Below are 12,464 nucleotides of genomic sequence, written 5' to 3'. Positions count from 1 at the left end.
AGGGCCCCCGACCGGGCGGTGCCAAAAAGGGCGCCCTCGGCGATACTTGGCCCATGACTGAACACGACGTAGCCGCGCTGCTCGGGGCGGAAGGCCCCTTTGCGCGCGAAGTGCCCGGATTCGCGCCACGCGAGGCGCAGCAACGGATGGCGGCCGCCGTGGCCGAGGCCATCGACGGGCGGGACTTGCTGATCGCCGAGGCCGGCACGGGCACCGGCAAGACCTTCGCCTATCTGGTGCCCGCACTGATATCGGGGCGCAAGGTCATCGTTTCCACCGGCACCAAGGCCTTGCAGGACCAGCTGTTTTTCCGCGATCTGCCACGCGTGCAATCGGTGCTGGGCAGCCGGATCAGGAGCAGCCTGCTCAAGGGCCGGTCCAATTATCTGTGCCTGTACCGTCTGGACCAGTCGGTGAGGGAAGGGCATCACGACCGCGTGCTGGCCTCCCAGTTGTCGACGATCCGGGCGTGGTCGGCGCGCACGCGCCGCGGCGACCGCATGGAACTGGCCGATATCCCCGAGGATTCGCCGGTCTGGCCGCGCGTCACGTCCACGTCGGAGAACTGCCTGGGCACCGAATGCGCGTTCTTCGACGACTGCCATGTGGTGAAGGCGCGTCGCGAAGCCATGGAAGCGGACGTGGTGGTCGTGAACCATCATCTGTTGCTGGCCGATCTGGCGCTGAAGCAGGAGGGATTCGGCGAAATCCTTCCGAGTGCCGACGCGTTCATCCTGGACGAAGCCCATCAGATTCCCGAGCTTGCCGGACAGTTCTTCTCGCAGAGCATCAGTGCGCGCCAGATCGTCGATCTCGCGCAGGACGCGCTGGCCGAATGCCAGGGTATTACCGGCGCCATGGGCTTGCTGCTGGAACCGGTCGAAGCGCTGCAGGACATCGTCAAGCGCGTTCGCCTCGCCATGGACTCGTTGCCCGCCAAGGGTTCGTTCGGCGAGCTGGAACGAAACGAAGCCGTGCACGACGGCCTGACCGAGCTGCGCGACGTGCTCGCCGCGCTGGCCGATCTGCTCGGCGCGCAGGCGGAACGTTCGCGCGGGCTGACCAACGCGTTCGAGCGTGCGCAGATGCTCAGCATGCGTCTGGACCGTATCGTCGAAGAACACTCCGACGCCGACGTGCGCTGGTACGAAACCTGGCCGCGCGGCTTCGCGCTGCATGCCACGCCGCTGGACCTCGCCTCACCGTTGCGCGCCATGCGCATGGCGACCGACGCGGCGTGGATCCATACGTCCGCCACGCTGTCGATCGCGGGCGACTTCCAGCACTTCGCCCGCCAGCTGGGCATCGAAGACCCGCGCACGCTCAGCCTGGAAAGCCCGTTCGACTACGCCCGCCAGGCGCTGGCGTATCTGCCGCAAGGGTTGCCCGATCCGGCGGCGCGCGACTATACCCACCGCGTCGTGGAAACGATCCTGCCCGTGCTGGAATCGTCGAACGGACGTGCGTTCCTGCTCTTTACCTCGCACCGCGCGTTGCGTCGCGCAGCCGAACTGCTGGAGGGCCGCGTGCCCTGGCCGCTGTTCGTGCAGGGCAGCGCGCCACGTCATCGCCTGCTGGAAGAGTTCCGCGCCAGCGGCCACGGCGTGCTGCTGGGGGCGGCCAGTTTCTGGGAGGGCGTCGACGTCGCGGGCGAGGCACTCAGTGTCGTGGTCATCGACAAGCTGCCCTTCGCGACACCGGACGATCCGGTGTTGCAGGCACGGCTGGAAGCACTGGAAAACGCGGGCATCAATCCTTTCATGGGCTGGCAGGTACCTACCGCCGTCATTGCGCTGAAGCAGGGTGCGGGGCGGCTCATCCGCGACGTGCACGATCGCGGCGTGCTGGTGCTGTGCGATCCGCGACTGATGACCAAGGGCTACGGCAAGCTGTTCCTCGCCAGCATTCCTCCCATGCCGCGCACGCGCTCGCTGGACGACGTGAAGTCGTTTTTTGCCGAAGACGTCACCGCGGACGCCTGATTCGCCCGCATTCCGCCAGAAACCCGGCCCGGCCACGGCCGGGCGCAGCGCTTTGCTGTGTATTACTCAGACCGAAAGGGACATCGATGTTTACCTGGACACAGACGATTACCGCCAAGGTACTCGGCGTGGGATTGCTCGCGCTGCTGATGCTTATCCCGCTCGGGCAGATCAACGGTCTCGTCGCGGAGCGCCAGGCGTTGCGCGACGATGCCACCGCGCGCATCGCGCAGGGCTGGGGCGGCGCGCAGACCATAGGCGGGCTGGTGCTCGCCATCCCCACGCAGGAACAGGTCGCCGTGGCGGGAACCACGACCACGGCGACGCGCATGTCCACCGAAATCGTACTCGCCGATACGCTGTCCACGACGGCGAACCTGACCGTCGACAAGCGTAAATACGGCATGTACGAAGCGCCCATCTACGTCGCCGAGGTGCACATTTCCGGGCGAATCCTGCCGGAGGATGTCCGTACCTTCGAGAAGGCCAGCAACGCGACATGGCTCGGCAACAAAGCCGAACTGCGCTTGTTGCTGCGCGATGCGCAGGGCCTGAAGGATATTTCCGTGACGATCGACGGCAAGCCCCGGCGCTTCGCATCGTCGACGGACCGGATGGGAGAATTCTCGGTGGTTTCGTTGCCCGTCGACCTCGCCGCGCAGGGAGATACACCTGTCAACTTCACCGTCGTCGCCCATATCGCGGGCACCGAATCGCTGCGCGTATTGCCCCTCGCGCGCAGCAATACGGTGGACATCAAGGCGCCCTGGCCCGACCCGAGTTTCGCGGGCGCCTTGCTCCCCACCTCGCGCGACGTGCGGTCCGATGGTTTCGCGGCGACGTGGCACATGCTGGATCTGAACCGCGACTACGGCCAGCACTGGGACGCGGGTAACGACAAGGTGGACACGCGGCTGGCGGCCTCGGCGTTCGGCGTGGATCTGTACCAGCCCGCCAGCGTGTATCAGCAGAACGAGCGGGCCGGGAAATACGGTCTGCTCTTCATCGCGCTGACCTTCGTCGCGTTCTTCCTGTTCGAGGTGCTGAAGCGCCTGCGTGTCCATCCGGTGCAATACCTGCTGGTAGGCGGTGCGATGGCCACGTTCTATGTGCTGTTGCTGGCGCTGTCCGAGCAGATCGGTTTCGGATGGGCCTATCTGTCCGCGGCATCGGCCGTGGTCCTGATCGTCGGCGGCTATGCGGCGGCGGTACTGGACACCTGGCGGGCGGGCGCCATGCTGGGCGGCGTGCTGGCCTTGGTTTACGCGATACTCTACGGCCTGATCGGCGCGGAACAATACGCGCTGCTCATCGGTGCCATCGTGCTTCTGGCCGTGGTTGCCACGCTGATGTATCTCACGCGTCGTACTGACTGGTACGCCTACGGACTGCCGACGTCGACCCGCACTACGGAAACGCCATGAACTTCCTCGCCATCGAAACCTCAACGGAAGCCTGCTCGGTCGCCCTCGTCCACGGGGACGAAGTGATCGAGCGCAGCGAGATCGCACCGCGCCGTCACGCCGAGCTGGTGTTGCCGATGGCTAACGCGTTGCTGGCCGAGGCAGGGTTGTCGCGCGAAGCGCTCAACGGTATCGCGGTAGGTCGCGGTCCCGGCGCATTCACCGGCGTACGCCTCGGCGTGTCGCTGGCGCAGGGCATGGCCATGGCGCTGGGCGTACCCGTAGTCACCGTATCGTCGCTGGAGGCACTGGCGCTGGAAGCGCCGGAAGACGAGGCCGCCATCCTGGCGGTCATCGATGCGCGCATGGGCGAAATCTATGTCGCATGCTATCGCCGCGACGACAACGGCGGGCTGATCGCTCTGGATACCGAACGTGTGGACACGGCGGCGGCGCTCATCCTGCCGGAAGCGTCGGCGTGGCATGTCGTCGGCACTGGCTGGGCCACGTACGAAGCCGTGCTTCGCGAACGTATCCACGCGCCGGTTCTGTCGGCCGATGGAGCGCGTTTTCCGCAGGCGCGTCACATCGCGGAAATTGCCGCACGTCGATTCCGCGACGGCATGGCCGTATCGCCGGAGTTTGCGTTGCCGGTTTATCTGCGCGACAAGGTCGCGCTCACGCTGGTGGAGCAGGGGCGCGCCTAAGCGCGGCTTCGGACGACAAGCGCTTCGAGCACCGCACAGATGTGCTCGAACGTACCGTCGTCGATCCACGGGCTGTTCGATACGGTGAGCGTGCACGCGGCGAAGTCGCGCGCGTTGGCGACATCGTCGTCGCCCTTCATCGCACCGAGGTACGCGTAGTCGGGCAGGGCATGGATGAACAGGCGGCCCACGCCGAGACCGGCGTGCCACAGACGGGACAGCGCGGCATCGCGCGTGGCTTCGTCCGGCATGGCGATAAGAAAATAAGGCCAGGTGCCTTCGTCGCCCGGACGATCGGAGAACACATGCAGTCCCTCGATCGCCTGGAGGCGCGGCAGTCGTCGCATCGCTTGCCGTGCCGTCGTGCGCAGGAAACCGGGCAGCCGGTCGATAGCCGTGGCGCCCACGCGTTCACGCCACCGGCCCACGCGATGGAACGGAATGTCCGGTCCGAAGTCTTCGCCGGCGGCGGCCACGAGATCGCCGCGACGCAATGCGCGGCGCAATGGATCGCCATACGCCCAGCGCAGGCCGCGCGGCCGGTAGAGTGCGGCGTAGCCTGCCAATTCGATGCCGCGCCGCAGTTCCCATAAGGGACGACGCGGTACGTGTTCGGCGCTGACGCGAGCCAGCCGGGCGCGAAGGTCGGGATCGCTCGCGACCAGCAGCCCGCCCTCGTAGATCGACAGCCCCTTGCCCGCGGCAAGGCTGAAGAAACCGGCGTGGCCGAGCATGCCGATACTCTTGCCGTCGTGACGCGCGCCGAGCGCCTGCGCCGCATCCTCGATCACGAACGCTCCCGCGCGCCGGGCGATGGCAACCGAGGTCGCGACATCGGCGATGCGGCCGGCCAGATGCGTGGGCAGCACGGCCAGCGTCGCGTCGCCGCAAGCGGCGTCGAGGCGTTCGCTGTCCATGTCGAACTGCCCGGGTGCCAGATCGCACAGCCGGGGAATCAGTCCCGCTTTTCGTACCGCCATCGGAACCAGCGGGCAGGTGTACGCCGGCATGACGACTTCCTGTCGGTTCGGCGCCAGTTCCTTCAGGGCGAGCAGGGACACGATGAGCGACGCCGTGCCGGAGCATTCCAGCTGCGTCGCCGGTACATCCAGCAACGCCGCCGCGGCATCGGTCAGACGTTTGCCGGGACGCGCACGCAGGTCGCCCATGGCCAATGGCAGGCCAGCCGTCGGGGGGAGTTCGCGGTCAGGGCGATACGACATGCGCGCTGTCCGCGGCGCCGGGCGTGGATTCGGCGACTTCCGTTTCCGAGATGGCGAGGCAGACGATGCCCAGCAGAATGGCGATGGCGCCGATGATCTGGGGTGTCGTCACCGGTTCGGAGAATATCCAGTAGGACAGCAACATCACGCTGATCACTTCCAGGTGCGATGCCGCGAACGCGGGACCGATCGGCGCGTGCTTGAGCAGGCTCATCCAGGTGAAGAACGCACCGATGTAGCCAAAGATCGCGCCGTAGATCCAGGGATGCGAGAACACACGCTGTATCCACTCGATCGACATCTCCACGGGCAGCGCATGGTTGCCCGCGAGTTTGAAGCACACGAGATTCAGCGTGTCGAACGCCAGGAGCAGCGCGAAGCCGATGAGGTAAAAACGCTTCATCCGCCGACTCCGACGATGGCGACGCCCGCGGCCACCAAAAGAATGCCCGTAACCCGCATCGGCGTCAGCTTTTCGCGGAAGAGCCAGCGCCCGGCGAGCATGATGACCACGATATTGATCGAGCCAAGCAACACGCCCTCGGACAACGGCACCAGCGACAGGAAGGCGATCCAGACGAGGAACTCGAACACGTAGCAGCCGACGCCGACCCACAGCCACGGCCGCGCGAACATATAGCGCCAGCGCGCCATGCCTTCACCGGCGCGGTCGTCGCTTGCCGCAGCCTTGAAGGCCAGCTGGCCGCCGGTATCGAGCACGACGTTGAGTATCCACAAAATGACGGCAAGCGTACTCATACGACGTGCCCGTGCATTACGCCGCCACGCGCGTCGGGCGTGCACCGGTGACGATACGCTGGAAGAAATCCGCCGAGCGGTCGATGACCGTGCGCCGTTCGCGGTCGATCGTAATCATGTGATAGCTGTCGCCGAGCAGGAGCATTTCGACCGGACCCGAGACGCGCGATTCGACCAACTGGGCATTGCCGACGCTGGCCACGTCGTCTTCGACGGCGTGGGCGATGAGACACGGAGCCGTCACCGTATGCAACGACTTACGCACGTCCTTCGCCAACGCATACAGTTCGGCCAGCGAATGCCACGGATTGCCGGGCAGGCCGGCGGCCGCGCTGTCGCCCGAGAACATCGCGGAACTGACCTGCGCGCGCAGGCGTTCGTCGCGAATGCCGTACGGCGGCTGTTCGATGAAGCTGCGCTTGCGACCGATGCCGAAACGCTTGAACCACGGCAGCAGGAAGGACAGCTTGCCCGTCCAGGGAATGCTCCAGCCGTCGTAACGGAACGTGGCGCCATAGACGCCGACGCCGTCGACCCACTCGGGACGCCGGGCCGCCAGTCGCAGCGCGAGCAGCGCGCCCATCGACAGGCCGGCAACAAACAGGTGGTCGACACGTCCGCGCAGCGTTTCGGCCGCGGCTTCGACGCTGGCGTACCAGTCTTCCCAGGTAGTGGCGAGCAGTTCGTCCTCGGTACCGCAATGTCCTGCGAGCTGCATGCCGACGACCGTGAAGCCAGCACGGTTCAGACCCTTGCCCACCAGACGCATTTCAGTCGGAGTGCCGGTAAGCCCATGAATAAGCAATACGCCGGTGCGATCGCCTTCATAGATGAATTCAGCCGAATTGGCCACGTTGGCGCTCCGCGCAGGTCTGGATAGTGCTTGCAGCGTGTCACCAGGCGGTTTCACTAACCTTTCGGCAGCTGTACGCGCCCTGTACCGAGCTTTCCCTGCAGAAGCGCGTCTGAGCGCGATTTCCTGCGAAGTGGATGGCGAACGGCCGCGCCCCACTCAGGGAGCGCGCTCAAGCGCGCTTCTGCACAAGAGCGGACTCGTCACGCGGGGGGCGTTTCTGCCGGCGAGAAGCGAATTTCCACGCGCAGGCCGCCCAAGGCCCCGCGAAGGAAGGTCACCTTGGCGTCGTGCTGCTCGGCGATGCTTTCCACGATGGCCAGTCCAAGGCCCGTCCCTTCTTCACGGACGCCGGGCACGCGGAAGAAGCGCTCGCCCAGCCGGGACAGGAACGCATCGTCCACGCCGGGGCCGTCGTCCTCGACGCTGAGCAGCACGGCGTCGTCGATCCTGTGAAGACCGACGGTGATGCTATGGCCGGGTCCGGCGTAGTGGAACGCGTTGTCGATCAGGTTATCCAGCAGCTCCTGCAGCATCAGGGCATCGCCCAGAATGGGACTGCTTTCCATATTGCTTTCGTAGCCCAGATCGATGCGCGAGCCCAGGGCCTGGTGCACGCGCAACGAGACGGCCTCGGGAATGATCTGGGCCAGATCGATCGCGCACATGCGGCCCGCTTCGTCCAGATGTGGCGACTGCGTGCGGGTAAGCGCAAGCAACTGCGCGGACGTGCGCGCGGCGCGGGTCGACAGCCGGTGGATATGCGCCAGCGCATCGGCGTGCGCCGTCACGTCGTTGGTGGTGTCCATGCGCTCCACCTGCAACTGGATGCCCGCCAGCGGTGTGCGCAGCTGGTGCGCGGCGTCGGCGATGAAACGCTCTTGCAAGGTCATCATGCCGCGCATGCGGGCGAACAGGTCGTCGATCGTGCGCGTCAACGGAAGGATCTCGACCGGCACATCGGTCTCGCCGATGGGGCTGAGGTCGTGTCCGCGCCGGCCCAGGCGCGCGGTCAGCGGTTCGAGTACGCGCAGACCGTAGCTGACGCCGAACCACAGGAGCAGGAAGATCGCCAGGATCAGCAGCGTCTGCAACGGCAGGGTCAGCATCAGGATTTCGCGCGCGCGCTGGTGGCGGTCGCGAAGGTTCTCCGCCACGGTAATGGTGAGGACGTCGTTCGGCTCGTGCGCATTGGGATTGGGGATGCGCATCACCGCCGCGCGCAGCGGCCGGTTGCCGAGCGACGAATTGTAAAGCACGGGTGCGCGGTCGACGGCGACCAGGTGCCCCGGATTGCCGAGTTCGGCATTGCCGATGAGCCGTCCGCGCGTCGAACTGATCACCGAGTAGTAATTGCGTCCGTCCGGATCGTATTCCAGCAGGAAGCGCGCCTGTGCCGTCAGTTCGCCGTCCAGCGCATTGCTGGTCATCATCTCGGCGAGCGTCAGCGCCGAGTCGGACAGGTCCGCATCGTGCACGCGATTGGAATAGGCGAGGGCGACAAGATAGGCCAGCAGAGAATCGAGCAGCAGCACGATCAGCACGGGCACCAGCAGAAACGTGAGCAAGCGACGTCGAAGGCTGGGTTTTTCGTTCCCGCGTCGTCGCCAATGTGTGGTTTTCGCGAAACCGGCGTCAGGCATCCTGCATTTCTTCCAACAGGTAACCCAGACCACGAATCGTCCGCACGTTCGTGCCAGATCCATGCAGCTTGCGACGCAGGCGGTGCAGCGCGATATCCAGACCGTTGTCGGTCAGGTCTTCGTCCCAGTTGCACAGGGCTTCGACGAGCTGCGCACGGCTGGTGACCTTGTCCGGTCGTGTGGCCAGCGCTTCGACCAGCCCGAATTCGCGTGCTGTCAATTCCAGGGGCGACTGCCCGATCCACGCACGATGGCCCGCGATATCCAGACGCAGCTGGCCGATCTGCAATTCAGGCGTGCCCTGTGTCGTGCGTCGACGGAGCAGGGCGCGCACGCGTGCCTCGAACTCCACCAGGGCGAACGGCTTCACCAGGTAATCGTCGGCTCCCAGGTCCAGTACGCGGACGCGTTCGCGTAAGCCCTCGCGCGCCGTCACCACCAGCACCGGAATGCCCGCGCCGCGTCGTCGCAGTCGGGCAAGTACGTCGCTGCCGTCCAGCGCCGGCAGGCCCAGGTCCAGCACGAGCAGGTCGTAGGGGTGATCGCGCAGCGCGGTATCGGCGCTGGCGCCATCGGTAATGTGATCGACCGCGTGCCCGCTCTGTTCCAGCGACGCACGGACGCCCGCGGCAATGGCGGCGTCGTCTTCGGCTACAAGGATGCGCATCAGGGGAAAGCCTGCTGGGGTGCTGGCGCAAGAATACGCCTCGGGGAACCCCGAGGCGAAGGCCTGTCGGATTAATCGTTCACGTATATGACGCTAAATCGGCAGGGATTTTCAGATTAGTCGTGCGGATTCTCGCGGGCACGCCTTTTAGAGTGGCCGTTGCCGGTCGGTTTGGCCGATGGAAGCTTCAAGGACATCAGGGATGACAACGCTCTATCCGCCGCGGCGCATGACGCTCCGCGTGCGTAGCCTTGCGGTCGCGACAGCGGCTTTATTCGCTTCATCCGCCGCGTCGCAGACGTTGCTGGACCGGCAGGAACAACGGGATCGTGCGCAACGCGACGCCGAGGCGCGGGCCGATCAGCGCAACGCGCCCGAGGTGCGGCTGGAGTCGCAGGACGTCGCCCCTCATCGCATCGACCTGCCAGCGGAGGCGCAGTGCCTGCGCTTTTCGGCTATCCGGCTCGACGGTGCACATGCGAGGGAGTTCGCTTTCGCCCAGCGTTACCTCGACCGCTATGCCGGTCGCTGCGTCGGGCCGAAGGGCGTTCAGGCGATCCGGGCACGGACAGCCGCCCTGATTGCCAACCGGGGTTATGTCACGACGCGTATCGCTCTGCCAGAACAGGCGGTCGCGCCGGGCGTGCTTCGTCTGGCCGTGCTGCCGGGAACGGTGGGAAACATTCGCCTTGCCCATGGTTCGCAGGACGAAACATGGCGGACCGCCTTTCCGATCCGCCCCGGCGACCTGCTCAACCTGCGCGACATCGAGCAGGGTCTTGAGCAGATCAAGCGCCTGTCGTCGCAGGACGCCAACGTCGATATCGCGCCCGGACGGCTTGCGGGGGAGTCCGACCTCGTTATCGCGATGCGGCGTAGCCGGCCCTGGCATGTCGTCGCCACACTGGACGACACCGGTTCGCGTGCTACCGGGCGCCTGCAGGCGGGGCTGAATCTGGCCCTCGACAATCCGCTGCGGTTGAACGACCTCCTGTCGGTGGGAATCAACCGGAACCTGCCCGCCAGTTCACGGCATGGAACACGCGGCACGAATGCCAGCTACAGCGTTCCCATGGGCCATTGGCTTTTCACGGCATCTCTGTACGACTACGCCTATCGCCAGACGGTCGTGGGCTACTGGCAGACCTTCGCTACGCGCGGCAAATCGCGCACAGTTGACCTCGCCGCACAGCGCGTCGGAAAGCGCTGGGCGACTGAATAAATTTGTAGTTGGGAAGTCTGCCGGCAAGGCGGCTGATGCAGCTGTTTCGGGTAGCAATAGCGGCAAGGAGTAGTCGTGTGTTCGATGGATTTTTTTCGGGTATTTTTGGTGGTTTTGTTGCGCCAGTCATCGGTCGCCTGATTAAGCGATACCGCTATAGGACAATATTCCTTCTTTCCGGAGTAATGGCGAATGTCGTACTTTTTGCGCATTCATGTCGGATGTATGGTTTCTCCAAAACTATTGAAAATCTGACTAGTCATGCTGTTATTTGGCCCGAATTTTTGCTGTTCGTTGTTGCGGGCGGACTAGCCATGCTGATTGCGTGGACTAATTCCGTCCATGAGTCTTGATGTCACGTGATCGCTGCCAGCCTCACCAGCGATCAAGGCGGGATCGCCCCCGCGGCCAGATGCGACGTAGTACTCGACGCCGGCGTGGAAACGCACCCATGGGAGGAAACTGGTCGGAAGGAAAGTCCGGGCTGCTTTCTTCAATCACGACGACAACGCGCGGTGCAACTGAAAATCGGTTGAATGAAACATTGGCTTTATCCAAAGACAATTGAGTCCGTCAAACGAGCGTGTGCACTTTACTTGGCGGGTGAGCTAGAGATTGGAGGCCTTCAGTCCTGCTTGTATCTTGCGGAAAATGATGTCGTTGCTCATGAGGAGCGTTGGTTGCGCGCGGTGTTCTCTGACTGCTCAAATAAGATTGAGGAAATCTGTTACACAGAATCGACTGATCGTCAGCCTGTGCTGATCGGCGAGGCTGTTCGCCGGTTGCTGGACCTTCTTGAAGGAGGTGCTGTTCTGCCTTGATGTTTCCAGTATGAATCGCAGCGTCGTGCTGATTTTCTTCGATGGCGCGAAGCCTGATGGCGTGCATGGCACGGAAAAAGTTGCGAGGTGGCACCGATCAATGTCGGTACTGCTGCGCTTCGGGGCAGTGTCATTTTCACGTATCGAAGTAACCTGTATCTGAGTTTGATTGGAGAAATAACACATGGAAAGGGAGAGTGGTGACATGGCGTTTCAACGGAATAAGGCCAGTTTGATCGGTGTGATTCTTGTCCTCGGCGGTTGCGCCAGCGCACCTCCCCCTCGAGTGACGGGAGTGCCCTCGGCGGATTTGGTCGAGAGGATGCGTCTGGAAGGGATTACATCTCCTTCGAGTTTGCCGATTAAATTGAGAACGCAGACCAAGGGAAAGGTCGTGGCTGCGACGGCAGCGAAGACAGTTGCCTCCCTCTTCGCGGGTGGTTACACCACGATCAGGCAGCGAAACCCGGTCCCGCCGGGTGGTTATACAGACACTGACTCGCTTCCTAGTGCATTTGGACCCGCCGAGTCACTCGCATACAGTGAGCCAACCAGTGCGACTGCAGAAGCTTTGAGGCGTAAGCTCGGCCTCCATGGCGTTACCGTCAGAAGTGACGGGAAATTCTCTTTGCAGGCAGTGGCGTCGTTCTGGGGTGTCGACTACGAGAAGCTATCTGAACAGGACAATTACCGGGTCTACTACAACGTCGTAATCAAAGTGCGCGACGACAAGGGAACCGTTCTGGAATCGCCGTGTCTCGGCGCTACAAAGAAGACAGCGAGTGTCGATCGCTGGCTTGCTGGTGACGAGGCGGAAGTAAGAAGGGCGGCAACAGCAATTGGGAGCCATTGCGCCAATCGGTTCCTCAGCGACCTGGGATTGTTGGAGAGCGAAGGTTTGACATCTTCGGAAGGTGGGGAACGGCATGCGCGGTAATTTCAGCCGTCGCAGTGAGTGTCTAGTACTTCTCGGAGCGATGGTCTTCTGGCCGTATCGGAATGGTGCAGGACTACGCTTGATTCGTAGCGAATCTATTGGATATGAGGTCGATCATGGATGAATCTTTTCGAGAACATCGTCGGATGCGCGCGGCTTCAGCGGAAATGCGGAAGAAACAGGGTTGGGCCATAGCCGGATTTGTTGTCGCGACTTCGGCGGTTGCGGCGACGCATCGCATAGCGCT

The 12,464-nt window shown here is 63.8% G+C and carries 13 protein-coding genes; 7 read left to right on the top strand and 6 right to left on the bottom strand.

The window, feature by feature from the left end; genetic code table 11:
- Nucleotides 1-53 precede the first annotated feature (53 nt).
- From EC912_RS04350 to tsaB, 3 genes are all read left to right on the top strand, one after another.
- Nucleotides 54-1,982 carry an ATP-dependent DNA helicase gene (locus EC912_RS04350; protein ID WP_132141933.1) on the top strand — a complete coding sequence of 643 codons (1,929 nt, stop codon included), beginning with the start codon at nucleotides 54-56 and terminating at the stop codon, nucleotides 1,980-1,982.
- An 86-nt stretch (nucleotides 1,983-2,068) separates the two neighbouring features.
- A complete protein-coding gene (creD, locus tag EC912_RS04345; RefSeq protein WP_132141932.1) occupies nucleotides 2,069-3,406 on the top strand; it encodes a cell envelope integrity protein CreD in 1,338 nt (445 codons plus the stop codon).
- Nucleotides 3,403-4,092: a tRNA (adenosine(37)-N6)-threonylcarbamoyltransferase complex dimerization subunit type 1 TsaB gene (tsaB, locus tag EC912_RS04340; RefSeq protein WP_132141931.1), complete on the top strand. Its 690-nt coding sequence runs from the start codon at nucleotides 3,403-3,405 to the stop codon at nucleotides 4,090-4,092. The genes creD and tsaB overlap by 4 nt, the downstream gene beginning before the upstream one ends.
- Here tsaB and EC912_RS04335 read toward each other — a convergent pair.
- From EC912_RS04335 to EC912_RS04310, 6 genes are all read right to left on the bottom strand, one after another.
- Nucleotides 4,089-5,315, bottom strand: coding sequence for a DegT/DnrJ/EryC1/StrS family aminotransferase (locus EC912_RS04335; protein ID WP_132141930.1), 1,227 nt, complete (start codon nucleotides 5,313-5,315; stop codon nucleotides 4,089-4,091). The two genes, tsaB and EC912_RS04335, sit on opposite strands and share 4 nt — an antisense overlap.
- Nucleotides 5,299-5,718, bottom strand: a complete 420-nt coding sequence (locus tag EC912_RS04330) for an EamA family transporter (protein WP_132141929.1) — start codon at nucleotides 5,716-5,718, stop codon at nucleotides 5,299-5,301. The genes EC912_RS04335 and EC912_RS04330 overlap by 17 nt, the downstream gene beginning before the upstream one ends.
- On the bottom strand, nucleotides 5,715-6,074 hold the full coding sequence (locus tag EC912_RS04325) for an EamA family transporter (protein WP_132141928.1): 360 nt from the start codon (nucleotides 6,072-6,074) through the stop codon (nucleotides 5,715-5,717). Before EC912_RS04325 ends, EC912_RS04330 begins: the two co-directional genes overlap by 4 nt.
- 16 nt (nucleotides 6,075-6,090) lie before the next feature.
- Entirely contained in the window at nucleotides 6,091-6,927 is an 837-nt protein-coding gene (locus EC912_RS04320; protein WP_132141927.1) for an alpha/beta hydrolase, read from the bottom strand.
- Between the two features lie 203 nt (nucleotides 6,928-7,130).
- Nucleotides 7,131-8,570 carry a sensor histidine kinase gene (locus tag EC912_RS04315; protein WP_132141926.1) on the bottom strand — a complete coding sequence of 480 codons (1,440 nt, stop codon included), beginning with the start codon at nucleotides 8,568-8,570 and terminating at the stop codon, nucleotides 7,131-7,133.
- Nucleotides 8,563-9,237, bottom strand: a complete 675-nt coding sequence (locus EC912_RS04310) for a response regulator (RefSeq protein WP_132141925.1) — start codon at nucleotides 9,235-9,237, stop codon at nucleotides 8,563-8,565. Before EC912_RS04310 ends, EC912_RS04315 begins: the two co-directional genes overlap by 8 nt.
- Nucleotides 9,238-9,439: 202 nt before the next feature.
- Between EC912_RS04310 and EC912_RS04305 the strand changes: the two genes are divergently transcribed.
- The 4 genes from EC912_RS04305 to EC912_RS04290 all read left to right on the top strand — a co-directional run bounded on the left by EC912_RS04305 (nucleotide 9,440) and on the right by EC912_RS04290 (nucleotide 12,217).
- Nucleotides 9,440-10,459 (top strand): ShlB/FhaC/HecB family hemolysin secretion/activation protein, encoded by a 1,020-nt coding sequence (locus EC912_RS04305; RefSeq protein WP_165973506.1) that lies wholly within the window; start codon nucleotides 9,440-9,442, stop codon nucleotides 10,457-10,459.
- A gap of 77 nt (nucleotides 10,460-10,536) precedes the next feature.
- Entirely contained in the window at nucleotides 10,537-10,812 is a 276-nt protein-coding gene (locus tag EC912_RS04300; protein ID WP_132141923.1) for a hypothetical protein, read from the top strand.
- A 183-nt stretch (nucleotides 10,813-10,995) separates the two neighbouring features.
- Nucleotides 10,996-11,280: a hypothetical protein gene (locus EC912_RS04295; protein WP_132141922.1), complete on the top strand. Its 285-nt coding sequence runs from the start codon at nucleotides 10,996-10,998 to the stop codon at nucleotides 11,278-11,280.
- A gap of 184 nt (nucleotides 11,281-11,464) precedes the next feature.
- Nucleotides 11,465-12,217, top strand: a complete 753-nt coding sequence (locus tag EC912_RS04290) for a hypothetical protein (protein ID WP_165973505.1) — start codon at nucleotides 11,465-11,467, stop codon at nucleotides 12,215-12,217.
- Nucleotides 12,218-12,464: the final 247 nt, after the last annotated feature.

The sequence above is a fragment of the Luteibacter rhizovicinus genome (assembly GCF_004342265.1).
GTDB lineage: Bacteria > Pseudomonadota > Gammaproteobacteria > Xanthomonadales > Rhodanobacteraceae > Luteibacter > Luteibacter rhizovicinus_B.
The sequence above is the reverse complement of the archived record's forward strand: the minus strand, read 5'-3'. Positions and strand labels throughout refer to the sequence as shown.

Bases quoted from the DNA above. Each gene is read 5' to 3' on its own strand.
- EC912_RS04310 (WP_132141925.1), bottom strand. From the start codon at position 9,237: ATGCGCATCCTTGTAGCCGAAGACGACGCCGCCATTGCCGCGGGCGTC.
- EC912_RS04330 (WP_132141929.1), bottom strand. From the start codon at position 5,718: ATGAAGCGTTTTTACCTCATCGGCTTCGCGCTGCTCCTGGCGTTCGAC.
- EC912_RS04335 (WP_132141930.1), bottom strand. From the start codon at position 5,315: ATGTCGTATCGCCCTGACCGCGAACTCCCCCCGACGGCTGGCCTGCCA.
- EC912_RS04350 (WP_132141933.1), top strand. From the start codon at position 54: ATGACTGAACACGACGTAGCCGCGCTGCTCGGGGCGGAAGGCCCCTTT.
- EC912_RS04290 (WP_165973505.1), top strand. From the start codon at position 11,465: ATGGAAAGGGAGAGTGGTGACATGGCGTTTCAACGGAATAAGGCCAGT.
- EC912_RS04295 (WP_132141922.1), top strand. From the start codon at position 10,996: ATGAAACATTGGCTTTATCCAAAGACAATTGAGTCCGTCAAACGAGCG.
- EC912_RS04325 (WP_132141928.1), bottom strand. From the start codon at position 6,074: ATGAGTACGCTTGCCGTCATTTTGTGGATACTCAACGTCGTGCTCGAT.
- creD (WP_132141932.1), top strand. From the start codon at position 2,069: ATGTTTACCTGGACACAGACGATTACCGCCAAGGTACTCGGCGTGGGA.
- EC912_RS04305 (WP_165973506.1), top strand. From the start codon at position 9,440: ATGACAACGCTCTATCCGCCGCGGCGCATGACGCTCCGCGTGCGTAGC.
- EC912_RS04315 (WP_132141926.1), bottom strand. From the start codon at position 8,570: ATGCCTGACGCCGGTTTCGCGAAAACCACACATTGGCGACGACGCGGG.
- tsaB (WP_132141931.1), top strand. From the start codon at position 3,403: ATGAACTTCCTCGCCATCGAAACCTCAACGGAAGCCTGCTCGGTCGCC.